At 72.1% G+C, this 17668-nt stretch carries 14 protein-coding genes; 4 read left to right on the forward strand and 10 right to left on the reverse strand.

Features of this window, described 5'->3' with window-relative positions; genetic code table 11:
• Positions 1-73: 73 nt before the first annotated feature.
• The 7 genes from murD to rsmH all read right to left on the reverse strand — a co-directional run bounded on the left by murD (position 74) and on the right by rsmH (position 9207).
• Positions 74-1504, reverse strand: coding sequence for a UDP-N-acetylmuramoyl-L-alanine--D-glutamate ligase (gene murD, locus ACLZN2_RS12855; RefSeq protein WP_416978548.1), 1431 nt, complete (start codon positions 1502-1504; stop codon positions 74-76).
• Positions 1486-2559: a phospho-N-acetylmuramoyl-pentapeptide-transferase gene (mraY, locus tag ACLZN2_RS12860; RefSeq protein ID WP_416978549.1), complete on the reverse strand. Its 1074-nt coding sequence runs from the start codon at positions 2557-2559 to the stop codon at positions 1486-1488. The genes murD and mraY overlap by 19 nt, the downstream gene beginning before the upstream one ends.
• A complete protein-coding gene (locus tag ACLZN2_RS12865; RefSeq protein ID WP_416978550.1) occupies positions 2556-3971 on the reverse strand; it encodes a UDP-N-acetylmuramoyl-tripeptide--D-alanyl-D-alanine ligase in 1416 nt (471 codons plus the stop codon). Before ACLZN2_RS12865 ends, mraY begins: the two co-directional genes overlap by 4 nt.
• Positions 3972-3975: 4 nt before the next feature.
• Entirely contained in the window at positions 3976-5628 is a 1653-nt protein-coding gene (locus ACLZN2_RS12870) for a UDP-N-acetylmuramoyl-L-alanyl-D-glutamate--2,6-diaminopimelate ligase (RefSeq protein ID WP_416978551.1), read from the reverse strand.
• A gap of 72 nt (positions 5629-5700) precedes the next feature.
• Complete coding sequence (locus ACLZN2_RS12875; protein ID WP_416978552.1) at positions 5701-7662, reverse strand: peptidoglycan D,D-transpeptidase FtsI family protein; 1962 nt, start codon at positions 7660-7662, stop codon at positions 5701-5703.
• A gap of 5 nt (positions 7663-7667) precedes the next feature.
• Complete coding sequence (locus tag ACLZN2_RS12880) at positions 7668-8204, reverse strand: septum formation initiator family protein (protein ID WP_416978553.1); 537 nt, start codon at positions 8202-8204, stop codon at positions 7668-7670.
• Between the two features lie 46 nt (positions 8205-8250).
• Positions 8251-9207 carry a 16S rRNA (cytosine(1402)-N(4))-methyltransferase RsmH gene (rsmH, locus tag ACLZN2_RS12885; RefSeq protein WP_416978554.1) on the reverse strand — a complete coding sequence of 319 codons (957 nt, stop codon included), beginning with the start codon at positions 9205-9207 and terminating at the stop codon, positions 8251-8253.
• Between the two features lie 395 nt (positions 9208-9602).
• On the opposite strand from rsmH, the gene ACLZN2_RS12890 reads away from it, so the two are divergent.
• The 4 genes from ACLZN2_RS12890 to ACLZN2_RS12905 all read left to right on the forward strand — a co-directional run bounded on the left by ACLZN2_RS12890 (position 9603) and on the right by ACLZN2_RS12905 (position 15323).
• On the forward strand, positions 9603-10148 hold the full coding sequence (locus ACLZN2_RS12890) for a beta-class carbonic anhydrase (RefSeq protein WP_416978555.1): 546 nt from the start codon (positions 9603-9605) through the stop codon (positions 10146-10148).
• Between the two features lie 251 nt (positions 10149-10399).
• Entirely contained in the window at positions 10400-11437 is a 1038-nt protein-coding gene (locus tag ACLZN2_RS12895) for an AAA family ATPase (RefSeq protein WP_416978556.1), read from the forward strand.
• The gene (locus tag ACLZN2_RS12900; protein WP_416978557.1) at positions 11437-12819 is read left to right on the forward strand and encodes a DUF58 domain-containing protein; all 1383 of its coding nucleotides are present in this window, start codon (positions 11437-11439) and stop codon (positions 12817-12819) included. Before ACLZN2_RS12895 ends, ACLZN2_RS12900 begins: the two co-directional genes overlap by 1 nt.
• Positions 12816-15323 (forward strand): transglutaminaseTgpA domain-containing protein, encoded by a 2508-nt coding sequence (locus ACLZN2_RS12905; RefSeq protein WP_416978558.1) that lies wholly within the window; start codon positions 12816-12818, stop codon positions 15321-15323. Before ACLZN2_RS12900 ends, ACLZN2_RS12905 begins: the two co-directional genes overlap by 4 nt.
• A gap of 140 nt (positions 15324-15463) precedes the next feature.
• On the opposite strand, the gene ACLZN2_RS12910 is transcribed toward ACLZN2_RS12905, so the two are convergent.
• The 3 genes from ACLZN2_RS12910 to ACLZN2_RS12920 form a co-directional block, all read right to left on the reverse strand.
• A complete protein-coding gene (locus ACLZN2_RS12910; RefSeq protein ID WP_416978559.1) occupies positions 15464-15856 on the reverse strand; it encodes a DUF3040 domain-containing protein in 393 nt (130 codons plus the stop codon).
• Between the two features lie 275 nt (positions 15857-16131).
• Entirely contained in the window at positions 16132-16902 is a 771-nt protein-coding gene (locus ACLZN2_RS12915; protein WP_416978560.1) for a methyltransferase, read from the reverse strand.
• A gap of 197 nt (positions 16903-17099) precedes the next feature.
• Positions 17100-17663 carry an SAV_6107 family HEPN domain-containing protein gene (locus tag ACLZN2_RS12920; RefSeq protein WP_416978561.1) on the reverse strand — a complete coding sequence of 188 codons (564 nt, stop codon included), beginning with the start codon at positions 17661-17663 and terminating at the stop codon, positions 17100-17102.
• Between the last annotated feature and the right edge of the window lie 5 nt (positions 17664-17668).

The raw sequence follows: 17668 nt of genomic DNA on the forward strand, positions 1-17668 counted from the left end.
GGGAACTGCGCGACCAGCCCCCCACGGCCCGCACCCGAACGACACAGTCACGCGTCCTCCAAAAGACCCGCCGTCAGGCGAGTTCCCGCACCGCCTCAGCGAACGCGTCCCCGCGCTGGTTGTAGTTGACGAACATGTCCATGGAGGCGCAGGCCGGGGCGAGCAGCACCGTGTCTCCCGCGCGGGCGAGGCGCCGGGCCTCCTGGACCGCCGCGAGCATCGCCCCAGTGTCGGTCCGGTCGAGGTCCACGACGGGTACTTCCGGGGCGTGTCGCGCGAGGGCTTCACGGATCAGCGCGCGGTCGGCGCCGATCAGGACGACCCCGCGCAGCCGCGGTGCCGACTTGGCGACGAGTTCGTCGAAGGTCGCGCCCTTGGCGAGCCCGCCCGCGATCCACACGATCGACTCGTACGCCGCCAACGAGGCTTCCGCCGCGTGGGTGTTGGTGGCCTTGGAGTCGTCGATGTACGTGACGCCGGCCACGTCGGCCACGTGGGCGATGCGGTGGGCGTCCGGGGTGAAGGCCCGCAGGCCGTCCCGTACGGCCGTGGGAGGCACGCCGAAGGCGCGGGCGAGGGCCGCCGCGGCAAGGGCGTTGGCGACGTTGTGCGGGGCGGGCGGGGTGACGTCGGAGACCTCGGCGAGTTCCTGGGCGTTCTTCTGCCGGTTCTCGACGAACGCGCGGTCGACCAGGATGCCGTCGACCACGCCGAGTTGGGACGGCCCGGGGGTGCCGAGGGTGAAGCCGATGGCCCGGCAGCCCTCCTCGACGTCCGCCTCGCGCACCAGGTCCTCGGTGGCCTTGTCGGCGACGTTGTAGACGCAGGCGACGCGATTGCCCTCGTAGACGCGGCCCTTGTCGCGCGCGTACGCCTCCATCGAGCCGTGCCAGTCGAGGTGGTCGGGCGCGAGGTTCAGCACGGTCGCCGAGTGCGCCCGCAGGGAGGGCGCCCAGTGCAGTTGGTAGCTGGACAACTCCACGGCCAGGACGTCGTACTCCTCGTCGCCGAGGACCGCGTCGAGCAGCGAGACGCCGATGTTGCCGACGGCCGCCGTGCGCAGGCCGGCCGCCTTCAGGATGGAGGCCAGCATCTGCGTGGTGGTCGTCTTGCCGTTGGTGCCGGTGACGCACAGCCAGGGGGCCGCGTCGGGTCCCCTCAGGCGCCAGGCGAGTTCGACGTCGCCCCAGACCGGCACCCCCGCCTCGGCGGCCGCCGCGAAGAGCGGCTTGTCGGGCTTCCAGCCGGGCGCGGTGACGATGAGTTCGGTGCCTTCGGGCAGGGTCGCCCCGTCGCCGAGGCGCACGGTGATGCCGAGCGCCTCCAGTTCCGCCGCCTGCTCACGCGCGCGTGCGTCGTCGCCGTCGTTGACGACGGTGACGCGTGCGCCGAGCCCGTGCAGCACCTTGGCCGCCGGGATGCCGGAGACGCCGAGCCCGGCGACCGTGACGTGCTTGCCCTCCCAGGAGAGCCCCTGCCGGTCGGTCACTTTTCTGCTGCCCATCCCGCGTAGAAGAGACCCAGTCCCACGATCACACAGATGCCCTGAATGATCCAGAATCGGACCACGACAAGGACTTCGGACCAGCCCTTGAGCTCGAAGTGGTGCTGGAGCGGCGCCATCCGGAAGACGCGCTTGCCGGTCAGCCGGAACGAGCCGACCTGGATGACCACCGACATGGTGATGAGGACGAACAGACCGCCCATGATCGCCACCAGCAGCTCCGTGCGGGAGCAGATGGCGAGGCCCGTGAGGACACCGCCGAGCGCGAGCGAACCGGTGTCGCCCATGAAGATCTTGGCCGGCGACGTGTTCCACCACAGGAAGCCGAGGCAGGCGCCCATCAGCGCGGCGGAGATGACCGCGAGGTCCAGCGGATCGCGCACCTCGTAGCAGGCGTTGGGGTTGGTGAGGGTCTCGCCGTTGGCGCAGGACTCCTGCCACTGCCAGACGCCGATGAACGTGTACGCGCCGAAGACGAGGACCGAGGCGCCGGTGGCGAGGCCGTCCAGGCCGTCGGTCAGGTTCACGCCGTTGGACATCGCGAGGATCATGAACAGCGCCCAGACGACGAACAGCACGGGGCCGATCGTCCAGCCGAAGTCCGTGATGAACGACAGCTTCGTGGAGGCCGGGGTGTTGCCGCGGGAGTCCGCGAACTGCAGCGACAGGACCGCGAAGGCGATGCCGACGATCAGCTGGCCCGCCATCTTCGCCTTGGCCCGCAGACCCAGCGAACGCCGCTTGACGATCTTGATGTAGTCGTCGAGGAAGCCGACCAGGCCCATGCCGCACATCAGGCCCAGCACCAGCAGGCCGGTGAAGGTCGGCGGCTTGCCGGTGATCACCTTGGACAGGAAGTACGCGGCGACCGTCGCGAGGATGAAGGCGATACCGCCCATGGTCGGCGTACCGCGCTTGCTGGCGTGCTCACGCGGGCCGTCGTCGCGGATGTACTGGCCGTAGCCCTTGCGTGCGAGCAGCTTGATCAGCAGCGGCGTGCCGATCAGCGTCAGGAAGAGGCCAATGACTCCTGCGAACAGGATCTGCTTCATCATCGGGCGGAAACCTCACCCTCGGCACCGGTCGCGAGCAGCGCCTGCGCGACACTCTCGAGGCCGACCGAACGGGACGCCTTCACGAGTACGACGTCCCCCGGGCGCAGCTCGCTGCGCAACAGGTCGACCGCCGCCTGTGCGTCGGACACGTGCACCGACTCCTCACCCCACGAACCCTCGTTATATGCGCCCAGTTGCAGCCAGGCGGCTTCCCTGCCCCCGACCGCGACGAGCTTGCTGACGTTGAGCCGGACGGCGAGCCGTCCGACCGCGTCGTGCTCGGCGAGCGCCTCGTCCCCGAGCTCGGCCATCTTGCCGAGCACCGCCCAGGTCCGCCTCCCCTTGCCCATTGCCGCGAGCGCGCGCAGAGCGGCTCGCATGGACTCGGGGTTCGCGTTGTAGGCGTCGTTGACGATCGTCACGCCGTCCGGGCGCTCGGTGACCTCCATCCGCCAGCGGGAGAGGGAGCCCGCCTCGGAGAGCGCGGTGGCGATCTCTGTTACGGACATGCCCAGCTCATGGGCGACGGCTGCCGCGGCGAGCGCGTTCGACACGTGGTGCTCACCGTACAGGCGCATGGTCACATCGCTGCACCCGGAGGGTGTGTGAAGGCTGAAGGAGGGCTGTCCGCTGTCCGTGAGTCGTACGTTCTCGGCCCGTACGTCCGCTTCGCCGGACTCTCCGAAAAGGACCACCTTCGCCTTCGTACGGGAGGCCATGGCCCGGACCAACGGGTCGTCGGCGTTGAGGATCGCGACGCCCCCGTCGCTCGCCGCGGGAAGGCTCTCGACCAGCTCGCCCTTTGCCTGTGCGATCTGCTCGCGGCCGCCGAACTCGCCGATGTGGGCGGTGCCGACGTTCAGGACGAGGCCGACCTTCGGGGGCGTCAGATCGGTGAGGTAGCGGATGTGTCCGATGCCGCGGGCGCCCATCTCCAGGACCAGGAACCGGGTTTCCCCGGTGGCGGACAGGGCGGTCAGCGGCAGCCCGATCTCGTTGTTGAGGGAGCCGGGGGTGAAGACGGTCGGCGCCTTGCGCCGGAGCACCTGCGCGATGAGGTCCTTGGTGCTGGTCTTGCCGGCCGAGCCGGTGAGCGCGACGAGGGTCGTGCCGAGCTTGTGCACGACGTGCCGGGCGAGGGCGCCGAGGGCGGTCTGGACGTCGTCCACGACGATCGCGGGCACACCGACCGGTCGCGAGGCCAGGACGGCCGCGGCGCCCGCCTCGACGACCGCGGCCGCGTAGTCGTGGCCGTCGACGCGTTCGCCGACGAAGGCGACGAAGAGGCTTCCGGGTTCCACCTCGCGGGAGTCCCGGACGACCGGTCCGGTGACTTCCACGGACGGATCCGGTATGTCGTGGGTCTGCCCGCCGACGACTGCTGCGATCTCGGCGAGGGAGAGGGCGATCACAAGTTCATCCCTGGGTCTGCTGGATAGCTTCGCGAAGCACCTGGCGGTCGTCGAACGGACGGACCACCCCGGCGATGTCCTGGCCCTGCTCATGGCCCTTGCCCGCGACCAGCACGGTGTCCCCGGCGTGCGCGCGGGCGACGGCGGCGGCGATCGCGGCGGCCCGGTCCTCGAACAGGAGCACCTCGCCGCGCTCGTGCGCGGGCACGGAGGCGGCCCCTTCGAGCATGGTCGCGAGGATCGCGAGGGGGTCCTCGGAGCGGGGGTTGTCGGAGGTCAGCACGGCGGTGTCGGCGAGCCGTGCCACGGCGGCGCCCATCGGCGCGCGCTTGGTGCGGTCCCGGTCGCCGCCGCAGCCGAGGACGACGTGCAGCCGGCCCTTGGTGACCTTGCGGAGTGCCTTGAGCACCGACTCGACGGCGTCCGTCTTGTGGGCGTAGTCGACGACCGCGAGATAGGGCTGGCCGGCGTCCACCCGCTCCAGGCGGCCCGGCACGCCCGGTACGGCGGCGACGCCGTCGGCGGCGGTCTGCGGGTCGAGTCCCGCGGCGGCGAGGGCGACGATCGCGGCGAGGGTGTTGGCCACGTTGAACGGGCCGGGCAGCGGCGCCCTGGCGGCGATCCGCACCCCGTCCGGGCCGAGGACGGTGAACGTCGAGTCCATCGGGCCGATGTGGACCTCGGTCGCGCGCCAGTCGGCGTCGGGGTGGCCCTCCGCGGAGAAGGTGACGACCGGGACCTCGGCCTCGCGGGCGAGTCGGCGGCCGTACGCGTCGTCGAGGTTGACCACACCGAGTTTGCTGCGTTTAAGGGTGAACAGCTGTGCCTTGGCCCGGAAGTAGTCCTCCATGTCGGAGTGGAACTCCATGTGCTCCGGGCTGAGGTTGTTGAAGACGGCGATGTCGAAGACGCAGCCGTCGACCCGGCCGAGGACCAGCGCGTGACTGGAGACCTCCATGGCGACCGCCTCGACGCCCCCTTCGCGCATGACGGCGAACAGGGCCTGGAGGTCGGTGGCTTCGGGGGTGGTGCGCTCGGACTTGATGCGCTCGTCGCCGATGCGGATCTCCACCGTGCCGATGATGCCGGCCGGGCGGGTCGCCGCCAGACCGCCCTCCACCAGGTAGGCGGTGGTGGTCTTGCCGGAGGTGCCGGTGATGCCGATCTGGAGCAGGTCGCGGCCCGGATGGCGGTAGATCGTGGCCGCCAGCTCTCCCATCCGGCCGCGCGGGTCCTCCACCACCAGCACCGGCAGTCCGGTCGCGGCGGCGCGCTCGGCGCCCGTCGGATCGGTGAGGACGGCGACCGCGCCCAGGCCGGCGGCCTGCGTGACGAAGTCGGCGCCGTGCAGCCGGGCGCCCGGGAGGGCGGCGTACAGGTCGCCGGGGCGGACGGCGCGCGAGTCATGGGTGATGCCCGTGATCTCGGTGGCGGCCGGGGCGGTGACACCCAGCTGGCCGGCGAGCTCCGCGAGGGGTGTGGCGGGCAGCAGTTCCGGCCGGGGCAATCCCGGATATGTCACGGGTTGACCCTTCTGGGTGGTTTGCGACTGATCAGCGTGTGGCACGGCGGTGAGCGTACCGGGCCCACCCGCCTGCGGGCGAAGCGAGGAGGCGGGGGACACCTGGTTCCCGGGGTCGGGAGTGATCATGGTCACGGGCTCGGTTCCTGGCTGGTTCGGCGCTGAACGGCGATGGGCGGGGATCGGCGGGCGGGAGCGAGCAGGACGTCAGGGGGTGAAGGTGACGGGCAGGTTGGCGGCCTTCGCCCCGGTCGGCGGGATCTGCAGGGTCTTCAGCGCGAACTCCATGACCTGTTTGAAGACGGGTCCGCAGATCTGGCCGCCGAAGTAGCTCCCCTGGGTGGCGTTCTGGATGGCGCAGTAGACGGTGACGCGGGGCTTGTCCGCGGGGGCGAAACCGGCGAAGGACGAGGTGTATCCCTTGTACTTGCCGGTGGCCGGATCCACTCGGTTCGCGGTGCCGGTCTTGCCCGCGACGCGGTAGCCGGGGATGCGCGCCTTGGTGCCGGTGCCCTCCTGGTCGTCCACGACCGACTCCAGCATCTGGGCGAGGGTCTTCGCCGTCTTCTCGCTGACGACCCTGGTCTTCTTGGGCGCGGAGGCGGGGGTGAAGCGGCCGTCGGGGCCCTCGGTGCCGCGCACCAGGGTCGGCTCGATCCGTACGCCGCGGTTGGCGATCGTCGAGTAGACGGAGGCGGCCTGGAGCGCGTTGAGCGACACGCCCTGTCCGAAAGGAATCGTGTACTGCTGCGAGGTCGACCAGGTGTCCGGCGCGGCGAGGATGCCCTTGGTCTCGCCGGGGAAGTCGAGGCCGCTGTAGCTGCCGAGGCCGAACTTGCGCAGGTAGGAGTAGAGGACGCGGTTGGACTCCGCCTGGGTCTTGCCGAGCTGGCCGGTGGCCAGGATCGTGCCGATGTTGCTGGACTTGGCGAGGACGCCGTTGAGCGTGAGGTTCCAGGTCTCGTGGTCGATGTCGTCCTTGAAGAGCCGGTCGCCGCGGTGCAGCCGGTTCGGTACGACGACATGGGTGAGCGGGGTGGCGACGTTCTCCTCGATGACGGCGGCCATCGACATGACCTTGGCGGTGGAGCCGGGCTCGTAGGCGTCCTGGAGGGCCGCGTTGCCGAGGGCGTCGGGGTCGGCGGTGGTGAGGTCGTTGGGGTCGAAGCCGGGCGAGTTGGCCATGGCGAGGATCTCGCCGGTGCGGGTGTCCTGGACGACGACATAGCCGCGGTCCGCCTTGGACGCCTTGACCTGCTCGGTGATGGCGTTCTGGGCGGCCCACTGGATGTCCCGGTCGATCGTCAGCTCGATGTCGGAGCCGGGCACGGCGGGGGTCTCGGTGGAGCCGGCGGTGGGCACCTGGCGGCCACCGGACTGGGCGTAGCGGATCTTGCCGTCCTTGCCGGACAGGATCTCGTTCAGCTCCTGCTCGATGCCGCCGCCGCCCTTGCCCTCGGCGTTGACCCAGCCCAGTACGGAGGCGGCGAGGTCGCCGTTGGGGTACACGCGCTTGCTGCTGGGGACGGAGAAGACACCGGCGAGGACGTTGACCGTGGTGCCGTCCGAGCCGGCCTTCGCGACGAGCGCCGACTTCAGGTCCTTGATCTGCTTCCAGACCTGCGGGGTCTGCCGGACGGCCAGCAGCGCGTACTGGGACCTGGTGTCCTTGGGCCGCAGCTTCCCGACGATCGTGGACTGCTCCTGGCCGAGGATCGGCGCGAGCAGCGCGGCGGCCTGCTCGGGGCCGTCGTCGATCTTCAGGTTCTCGGGGTTGAACATCGTGGGGTCGGCGGTGATGTCGTACGCGTCCTCGCTGCTGGCGAGGGCGATCCCGCTGCGGTCGGTGATCTCGCCGCGCTCGGCGGCCAGGACCTGGCCGACGTAACGGTTCCTGTCGGCCTTGGCGGCGTAGGTGCTGGCGTCGACGGCCTGGACCTGGAGGAGACGGACGACGAAGGCGGCCATCACCAGGGTCAGCGCGAGGCCGACCATGCGCAGCCGGGGGCGCGGGCTGCCGAGCCGGATGGCGCGCGGGGCCGGGGGGCGCGGGGCGGCCGGACGGCGGGCCGGGCGGGCGCCGGGGCCCGGCCGCCGCTGGGCGGAGGCCGGGCGGGAGGGCCGGGCGGGGCCGGGGACGCGGCGGCGGGGCGGTTCCCTGTCGGACACTTCCGTCACCTGCCGGGGGTCGTGGGAAGGGCTGCGGTCGGCGCCGGCGCCGCGCTCTGCGCGGGAGCCCCGCCGGTGAGGGCGGGCGACGGTGACGCCGTCGGCGTCGCGATCGTCTGGGAGAGCGTCAGCGCCTCGGGCGGCCGTACGACGTCGGCGGCGTCCTGCGCGGACTGCTGGGCCGCGGCCGAGGGGACGCCCTTGACGGTGCCGTCGGGGTCCAGGAAGGCGGGGTCGCCGCCGGGGACCATGCCGAGTTCGCGGGCGCGGCGCTGGAGGGCGTCCGGGGCGGAGTAGGAGTCGATGTCGCGCTGGAGCGCCTGTTCCTCGTCGGTGAGGTTCTTGGTGTCCCGCTGGAGGTCGTCCATCCGGAACGCACCCTCGCTGAGCGCGGAGTTCAGCACGAGGAGCCCGATGAGGCCGCCCCCGAGCAGGAGGACGACGAGGAGGACGAAGGGGGTGCGGGCCGCCTGGCGCGGCCCCGCGGGGAACAGACGGGCGAGCCGGGCCGCCCTCCCCTTGAGTTCGGGTTTCCTACTCACTCGCCCTCCCCCGAGTCCGGCTTTCCAACCTGCCCCCGCCGCGCCCTCATTCGATGGACTCCCTGATGCGTTCGGCCCCGCGCAGCCGGGCCGGGGCCGCGCGCCGGTTCTCGGCGATCTCTTCCTCGGTGGGAAGTTCGGCACCGCGGGTCAGCAGCTTGAGCCGGGGCTGGTAGCGCTCCGGGACGACGGGCAGCCCGGGCGGCGCGGTGGTGGCGGCGCCGGCCGCGAAGACCTGCTTGACCAGCCGGTCCTCCAGCGAGTGGTACGACAGCACGGCGATCCGTCCGCCCACGCCGATCGCCTCGACGGCGGCCGGGATCGCCCGCTCCAGCACCGACAGTTCGCCGTTGACCTCGATGCGCAGCGCCTGGAAGGTGCGCTTGGCCGGGTTGCCGCCGGTGCGCATGGCGGCCTGTGGCAGGGCGGAGCGGATCAGCTCGACGAGCCGGGCGCTGTTGGTGAAGGGCTCCTTGTCGCGTTCGCGGACGATCGCGGAGACGATCCGCTTGGCCTGCTTCTCCTCGCCGTACGCGCGCAGGATCCGCACCAGCTCGCCGGGCGGGTAGGTGTTGAGGACCTCTGCGGCGCTGATGCCGGTCGTCTGGTCCATGCGCATGTCGAGCGGGGCGTCCTGGGCGTAGGCGAAGCCCCGGTCGGCCTCGTCGAGCTGCATGGACGACACGCCGAGGTCGAACAGGACGGCCTGCACGTGTGCGATGCCGAGCCGCTCGAGTACGTCGGGCAACTCGTCGTAGACGGCGTGCACGAGGGTGGCGCGCTCGCCGAAGGGGGCGAGTCGCTCGCCGGAGAGCCGCAGCGCCTCCTTGTCGCGGTCGAGGGCGACGAGCCGGACCTCGGGGAACCGCGTGAGCAGGGCCTCGCTGTGGCCGCCGAGACCGAGGGTGCAGTCGACGACGACCGCTCCGGGCCGCTGCAGGGCGGGGGCCAACAGGTCCAGGCACCGCTGGAGCATCACCGGGACGTGTCGACTCTGTCCCACCCGTCGCCCGCCACCACCCTCATTCGAATGCGCTTCGCGCCCCATTGATTCTGGGCCCTCTCAGATCCGGCGGGGAACACGCACCGCCGGGTCCCCGCCCTCTCGTCTGGGGAAGGCCTGCCGCGGCACGCGGGGAAGTTCAGTCCAGCAGGGAGATCGCCGTTGAGATCGCCGCCTCCCGCTTCGCGCCACTTTAGTCCACGGTGTCGCGCGGTCAATCAACCGGCCTGCGCGTCGCGGGCGGGCGCCGCGGTGAAGCGGTGGAGCGGCGGAAATCACCCGGCCGGGTGACCCGGTCTCAGTCTTGTGGCTTACCTCACAAACACGACGTGATGACGCTCTTTTTCCCTTCTCACAACAGGACCACAACAGCCGTGACCAGTACCGTCATGGTTATGACGACTTCCGCATCCGTACCCACAGAGCCCGAAGGCGCCATACGCGGTGGCACGGTGACCGACCGCCTCGTCGACGCGAACGCGCGGTACGCCGCCGCCTTCACCGATCCCGGCATGGACGCGCGGCCCGTGCTGCACGTCGCGGTCGTGGCCTGCATGGACGCCCGCCTCGACCTGCACGCGGCGCTCGGCCTGGAGCTGGGCGACTGTCACACCATCCGCAACGCGGGCGGTGTGGTCACCGACGACGTGATCCGTTCGCTCACCATCAGCCAGCGCAAGCTGGGCACGCGCAGCATCGTGCTGATCCACCACACGGGCTGCGGCCTGGAGGCGATCACCGAGGACTTCCGCACCGAACTGGAGATGGAGGTCGGACAGCGTCCGGCCTGGGCGGTGGAGTCGTTCCGGGACGTGGACCAGGACGTGCGGCAGTCCATGCAGCGGGTGCGGACCTCGCCGTTCCTCGTGCACGCCGACGATGTGCGCGGCTTCGTGTTCGACGTGCAGACGGGTTTGCTGCGCGAGATCGATCCCGCCTGAGCGCCCCGTTGCCGCCCCTCGGTAGCTGTCGATTGGCTGTTGATTTCTCCCGTTGGCGCACCCAAAAGGCCATAGAACCGACATATCGCGGGCAGTTGTCCACAGGCGAGTGACACGAATCGGTAACGGCAGCAAGAATGCGTTTGTGACGCCACGCCGAACATTTCACGGGTGGCGCACGTGATTCGGGGTGGGCCGGTCCGCAGCAGACAGCGTCGGCCCGGAGGAATGTAAGGGCCGAGGAGGGCCGGGTGACGACCTATGACGAGCGAGCGAGCCTCACGGATCTGACCGCCACTGTGGATCGAGTCCGCAGTTCGGTGGAGGGAGTGATCGAGGGCAAGCCCGAGGTCGTACGGCTTTCGCTGACCGTACTGCTCGCCGAGGGACATCTTCTGATCGAGGACGTCCCCGGCGTCGGCAAGACGATGCTCGCCAAGGCGCTGGCGAAGTCCATCGACTGTTCGGTGCGCCGTATCCAGTTCACGCCGGACCTGCTGCCCTCGGACATCACGGGCGTGTCGATCTGGGACCAGCAGCGCCGCGACTTCGAGTTCAAGCCGGGCGCGATCTTCTCCCAGATCGTGATCGGCGACGAGATCAACCGGGCCTCGCCCAAGACGCAGTCGGCGCTCCTGGAGTCCCTGGAGGAGCGCCAGGTCACCATCGACGGGCAGACGTACGAGCTGCCCAGTCCCTTCATGGTGGTGGCCACGCAGAACCCGGTCGAGATGGAGGGCACCTACCCGCTGCCCGAGGCCCAGCGCGACCGTTTCATGGCCCGGGTCTCCATCGGCTATCCGAGCCCGGAGGCCGAACTGCAGATGCTCGACGTGCACGGCGAGGTCAGCCCGCTGGACGACCTCCAGCCGGTCGCCCACGCGCACGAGATCGTGAAGCTGATCGACGCCGTCCGCACGGTCCATGTCGCCGAATCGGTTCGCCGGTACGCGGTCGACCTGGTCGCCGCCACCCGCACCCACCCGGATCTCAGACTCGGCGCCTCGCCGCGCGCGACGCTGCACCTGCTGCGCGCGGCGAAGGCGTCCGCCGCCCTCGGCGGCCGGGACTACGCGCTGCCGGACGACGTGCAGAACCTCGCCGTGGCGGTCCTGGCCCACCGCCTCCTGCCCACCGCGCAGGCGCAGCTCAACCGCCGCACGGCGGAGCAGGTCGTCGAGGAGATCCTGCAGCGCACCCCGGTGCCCACCGGCGGCCAGCAGCACACCTACGGCGGCCTGGGCCAGAACGCGCCCGCGTACCCGCAGCAGCCGCCGCGGAGGATCTGATGACCACCGGGGGGACCGGGCAGACCGGACAGCCCCAGGGCGGCCGCGCGGAGAAGAGCGGCGCCCGGACCGCCCTGGCGGGTCTGACCACCCGCGGGCGCTCCTTCCTGGCGGCCGGCATAGCCGCCGCCGTCTGCGCCTATGTGCTCGGTCAGCCCAACCTGCTGCGGGTCGGGCTGCTGCTGGCCGTGCTGCCGCTGATCTGCGCGGCCGTCGTCTACCGCACCCGCTACCGGGTCGCCGGCAGCCGCCGGCTGGCCCCCGCGCGCGTACCGGCCGGCAGCGAGGCCCGCGTCCATCTGCGGATGGACAACGTCTCGCGGCTGCCCACCGGTCTGCTGATGCTCCAGGACAAGGTGCCCTACGTCCTCGGCCCGCGCCCCCGGTTCGTCCTGGACCGGGTCGAGGCGGGCGGCCGGCGCGAGGTGTCCTACCGGGTCCGCTCCGATCTGCGCGGCCGCTATCCGCTGGGCCCGCTCCAGCTGCGGCTGAGCGACCCGTTCGGCATGTGTGAGCTGACCCGGGCCTTCTCGACGTACGACACGCTGACGGTGATCCCGCGCGTCGAGGAGCTGCCGCCGGTGCGGCTGAGCGGCGAGGCCAAGGGGTACGGCGACGGACGGCAGCGCTCACTGGCCCTGGCCGGCGACGACGACGTGATCCCGCGCGGCTACCGCTACGGCGACGACCTGCGCCGGGTGCACTGGCGTTCGACCGCCCGCTACGGCGAGCTGATGGTGCGCCGCGAGGAGCAGCCCCAGCGGGCCCGCTGCACGGTGCTGCTGGACACCCGGGGCGTGGCCTACGCGGGTGCCGGCCCGGACTCGGCCTTCGAGTGGGCCGTCTCGGGCGCCGCGTCCGTGCTGGTGCACATGCTGGAACGGGGCTTCTCGGTACGGCTGCTCACGGACACCGGCACGTCGGTGCCCGGGGAGGGCGCCGACGGGTTCGCCGGGGCCAGCCAGGGGTCGGCGGACGCGGCCGGGCTGATGATGGACACCCTCGCGGTGGTCGACCACTCCGACGGCGCGAGCCTGTCGCGGGCGTACGACGTGCTGCGCGGCGGCGGCGAGGGGCTGCTGGTGGCGTTCCTCGGCGACATCGACGAGGAGCAGGCGGCGATCGCCGCGAAGATGCGCCAGCGCAGCGGGGGCGCGGTCGCCTTCCTGCTGGACAGCGACACGTGGGGGCGTGAACCGAACGGCATGGCTCATCCGATGAACAGGCAGGAGGAGCGGCTGCGGTTGCTGCGCGAGGCGGGCTGGACCGTCCTGAGCGTGCCGCGGGGCACCTCGCTGAGCGAGCTGTGGCGTCAGGCCGACCGCGAGCGGGCGGGGGCCATTGCGGCGGGCGGGACACGTGCGGGGGAGGCGGGATCATGAGCGGACGGGCTCGGCTGACGCTGTGCTCGGCGGCGGCCACGCTGCTGGCGGCGTGCGCCCTGCTGCCCCTGGTCGATCCGGCGACCTGGATCCTGCAGGCGGCGGTGCTGCTGGCGATCCAGTCCGGGGTGGGCGCGGCCGCGCGCCGGGTGCCGCTGGCCAGGCCGCTGACGGTGGCCGCCCAGACGCTGGTCACGCTGCTGCTGCTCACGCTGGTCTTCGCCCGGGAGCAGGCCCTGCTCGGAGTCGTCCCCGGCCCGGAGGCGCTGCGGCACTTCGGGGAGCTGTTCCAGGCGGGCGCCGAGGATGTCGGGCAGTACGCGATCCCGGCCCCGCTGTCCGACGGCATCCGGCTGATGATGGTCGGCGGTGTGCTGGTGATCGGCCTGGCGGTGGACACCCTCGCGGTGACCTTCCGCAACGCCGCCCCGGCCGGTCTGCCGCTGCTCGCGCTGTACTCGGTGGCCGCGGGACTCTCCAACGGGTCGAGCGACTGGGTGTGGTTCCTTCTCGCCGCGGTCGGCTATCTGATGCTGCTGCTGGCCGAGGGCCGCGAGCGGCTCGCCCAGTGGGGCCGGGTCTTCGCGGGCGCCCCGCGCAGCCCGGGCGGTCAGCCGGGGGCGGTGGCACCGGTGCGCACCGGGCGGCGCATCGGCATGGCCGCGCTGGGCGTGGCCCTGGTGGTGCCGCTGCTGCCCCTGCCGGCGATCCAGGGCGGACTGCTGGCCGGCGCCGGGACGGGCGTGGGCTCGGGCAACGGCAGCGGGGGCACGATCTCCGCGGTCAACCCGGTCGTGTCGCTGCGCGACAGCCTGAACGTCAACGAGGACCGCACGGTCCTGACGCTGAACACCAACGCCAGCGACCTGTCGGACATGTATCTGCGGATCGTGTCCCTGGACGACTTCGACGGCACCACGTGGAAGCCGTCCAAGCGCCACATCGTGACCGTGCCGAACGAGTTCCCCACGCCCACCGGTCTGGGGCCCGACGTCGAGCGCACGGTGATCTCCACCCGGATCTCGGCCGCCGACGGCTACGCCCAGGACTGGCTGCCGATGCCGTATCCGCCGAGCAGCGTGGACATCAAGGGCAACTGGCGGTACGAACCGGTCGGCATGACCCTCGTCGGCGACCACGGCGAGGACACCAGCGGCAAGACGTACGAGGTGACGAGCCTCGACGTGCAGCCGACGGCGGAGCAGCTGGCGGCGGCGCCCGAGGCACCGAGCTCGATCAGGGACGAGTACACCAAGGTGCCCGACTCGCTGCCGAAGGTGGTGGCGCGCCAGGCCGAGGAGATCACCAAGGGCGCGACGAGCGACTCCGCGAAGGCGATCGCGCTGCAGGACTACTTCGCGGTGACGGGCGGTTTCGAGTACGACACCGATGTGGAGGTCGGCTCCGGACGCGACGCGATCGCCCGCTTCCTGCGGAACAAGCAGGGCTTCTGCGTCCACTTCTCGTTCGCGATGGCGGCGATGGCCCGCACCCTGGGCATACCGGCCCGGGTCGCGGTGGGCTTCGCGCCGGGTTCCCCGCAGGCGGACGGTTCGGTGGCGGTGAGTCTGAAGGACGCGCACGCCTGGCCCGAGCTGTACTTCCAGGGCGTGGGCTGGACCCGCTTCGAGCCGACCCCGACCCGCGGTACGACGCCTCCGTACACGGTGCCGGACACCTCGGACTCGGACACCCCCGACCTGCCGCAGTCCTCCGAGTCCGCGGGCGCGGCCCCGTCGGCCGCGCCCTCGACGAGCGCGAGCTGCTCGGCGCAGGACAAGAAGCTCGAGGGCTGTGGTGCGGCGCTGCCGCTGGACGAGGCGGAGCAGAGCGACCAGGGCACTCCGGTGTACGCGACGGTCGGCTGGATCCTGCTGGGGGCCCTGGCGCTGACGGTGCCGTTGCTGCCGATGCTGTGGCGGCTGCGGCGGCGGTCGGTGCGGCTGGCGTCGGCGCGGCACGCGGTGGCCGCGGTGGCCGGCGGCCGGCATCCGACCGGCGGCACGGACGACCTTGCGGCGGAGACCGCCGGTTCCGCGGTGCTGCTGGACGAGCCGTCCCAGGAGGTGGCTGAGGCCGCGACGGCGTATGTGCTGGCGGTGTGGCGCGAGCTCATCGACACGGCCTGGGACTACGGCATCGAGCCGGACGACGCGCTGACCCCCCGGCGGGCGGCGGCGCGGATCGCGCGGATAGGGGAGCTGGACGAGACGGTGGCCGGATCGGTGCACCGGGTGGCGGGTGCCGTGGAGCAGGTGCTGTTCTCTCCGCGTCCACAGGCCGAGGCAGGGCTGTCCGAGGACGTCCGCCGGATGCGGACGGCGCTGCGGGCGAGGGTCAGCTGGAACACGCGGGTACGGGCGGTCGTGGCACCCCGCTCGGCCATGCGGGCGGTCTGGGACCTCGCCGACCGCTGGACGGCCCTCAAGGCGTCCTGGGCGACCCGGGCGGCCCAGCTGGCGAGCCTGCTGCGCCGACGCCCTTCGGGCCAGTCGAGCGGGTAGGCCGAGTCGGTCGTCCCACGCGGGACGACCGGCTGCGGAAGGCACCCCCTCCCGGAGCCCGAAGCAATGTTGAGGGGGTGACCCACCCGGTGGGTGGTCACCCCCTCAACATTTCAACGCTGTTCCGGGGTGGGGGCCGGTCAGTGGCCGCCCTGCTCGTCTCGGCGGCGCTGCCAGCGCTGCTCGATCCGGTCCATCAGTGAGCGCTTCTGCCGTCCCTGGCCACGTGTGTGATGGCCGCCCGCCGGGTGTTCGCCCGGCTTGGGGGCCTTGCGCCAGCCGGTGACGGCGAGCACCGCACAGCCCAGCATGACGAGGAAGCCCACCACGCTGAGCCACACCTGCTTGGCGACCATTCCCGCCATGAGGAGCGCGATACCCACGAGGAAGCCCGCGACCGCCTGGTAGACCCGCCGCCGGGTGTACGTACGCAGCCCGCTTCCCTCGAGCGCCGACGCGAACTTGGGATCTTCGGCGTACAGCGCTCGCTCCATCTGCTCGAGCATGCGCTGCTCGTGCTCCGAGAGCGGCACGGAGTCCTCCTCATCGTGCAGTCGCCGGGGCGACTCGGGGGTCCCTTCAGGATAGGCAGGGATTCGCCCCCGTGAAACCCGCCCCTCTACGCCAATTGGCCAACCGGAGCCCGTCATGGGCGTCCCGGTCCGCTGAGGCTTCCATTCCCCAGCGGCCGACCCGTCATGCCGGGCGGTCTCCCTCGATCATACGGCGCACAGCGCCCGAACGGGGGGCCTGTGGCGTACTCCATGTGCCGCCCAGGCCCTGATCAGCGGGCGCGGTCCGGGAGTGCTCAGGCCTCCTCGGTCCCCCGCGTCTCACCGAGCACATGAAGCTGGGTGGCCACGGAGTGGAAGGCGGGGAGTTCCGCGGCGGCCTCCTCGAGCTTGAGGAGGGCGTCGAGGGCGCCGGGCTCGGTGTCCACGAGGACGCCGGGGACGAGGTCGGCGAAGACCCGTACGCCGTGCACGGCGGTGACGCCGAGGCCCGCGCCCTCGACGAGCCCGGTGAGCTGCTCGGCGGTGAAGCGGCGCGGCACGGGGTCGCCGCTGCCCCAGCGGCCGTCCGGGTCGGTGAGGGCCTGCCGGGCCTCCTTGAAGTGACCGGCGAGGGCCCGCGCGAGGACGGCTCCGCCGAGGCCGGCCGCGAGGAGGCTGAGGACGCCCTCGGAGCGCAGGGCGGCCACGGCGTTGCGGACGCCCTCGGCGGGGTCGTCGACGTACTCCAGGACGCCGTGGCACAGGACGGCGTCGTAGCCGCCTCGCTCGACCACGTCGAAGAGGCCGTGGGCATCGCCCTGGACGCCGCGCACCCGGTCGGCGACGCCGGCCTCGGCGGCGCGGCGCTCCAGCGCGAAGAGCGCGTTGGGGCTGGGGTCGACGACCGTGACGCGGTGGCCGAGGCGGGCGACGGGCACCGCGAAGTTGCCGCTGCCGCCGCCGGTGTCGAGGACGTCCAGCGTCTCGCGGCCGGTGGCCTTGACCCGGCGTTCCAGGGCGTCCTGGAGGACCTCCCAGACCACGGCGGTACGGAGAGCGGCACGGGGGCGGAGCGGGTCCGGCACGGCAGTTGACTCCTCGGCGCGGCACCGCCTCTTGCGCGGCGGAGCGAACGGGCTGCCCCCCGGACCGGCGCGACCGGGGTGGGGCCGGGCGGAGGGAAGGCTTCAAACACCTTCCACCCTATTGCCTCGGGCGCCCGGACCGGGCACTCCGTCCGGCCGCACCCGGGCAGCCCGCCTCAGCCCCGGGGCAGCCCGCCTCAGCCCGCGTCCGGCATCGCCCGCCCCGCTCCCCTGCCCTCCGGGTCGTCCCCGTCCTGGCGGGGCTGGGGCAGGACGGGCTGGAGGACCAGCATGCGCTCGACGAGGCGGACGAACATCGCCACGTCACGTATCAGATCGTCGGCGTCCCGACGGCTGGCCGCGCCCTGGATGCCCGCCTCGGCCCGGGCACGGCGCCGGGCCCCGGAGGCGAACAGCGCGCTCCACTCGGTGAGTTCGGGCGCGATCTCGGGGAGCACTTCCCAAGCGCTCCGGATGCGCGCCCGCTTGCGGGGGGAGGGGTCGGGCCGGCCACGCGCGGCGAGGACGGCGGCGGCGGTGCGCAGGGCGGCGAGATGGGCCGTGGCATAGCGCTCGTTGGGGGTTTCGAGGACGGCCGCCTCCTCCAGGCCGGCGCGGGCCTGGGCGAGCAGGTCGAGTGCGGCGGGCGGCGCCGTCGTCCGGCGCAGCACGGGGTGCACGTCGCTCGCCGGGCCGGTCAGTGAGGGGGCAGGGCCGGTGGCGCGGCGCCGGTGTGCGGCGGCTGCGGGGTAGCTGGCCATGACGA

It is taken from the genome of Streptomyces sp. T028 (genome assembly GCF_048159505.1).
Taxonomy (GTDB): Bacteria; Actinomycetota; Actinomycetes; order Streptomycetales; family Streptomycetaceae; genus Streptomyces.

What these genes read in the sequence shown, in the direction of transcription:
- murD (WP_416978548.1), bottom strand. Translation starts at nt 1,504, where the DNA reads ATGGGCAGCAGAAAAGTGACCGACCGGCAGGGGCTCTCCTGGGAGGGC.
- mraY (WP_416978549.1), bottom strand. Translation starts at nt 2,559, where the DNA reads ATGATGAAGCAGATCCTGTTCGCAGGAGTCATTGGCCTCTTCCTGACG.
- ACLZN2_RS12890 (WP_416978555.1), top strand. Translation starts at nt 9,603, where the DNA reads ATGACGACTTCCGCATCCGTACCCACAGAGCCCGAAGGCGCCATACGC.
- ACLZN2_RS12900 (WP_416978557.1), top strand. Translation starts at nt 11,437, where the DNA reads ATGACCACCGGGGGGACCGGGCAGACCGGACAGCCCCAGGGCGGCCGC.
- ACLZN2_RS12905 (WP_416978558.1), top strand. Translation starts at nt 12,816, where the DNA reads ATGAGCGGACGGGCTCGGCTGACGCTGTGCTCGGCGGCGGCCACGCTG.
- ACLZN2_RS12920 (WP_416978561.1), bottom strand. Translation starts at nt 17,663, where the DNA reads ATGGCCAGCTACCCCGCAGCCGCCGCACACCGGCGCCGCGCCACCGGC.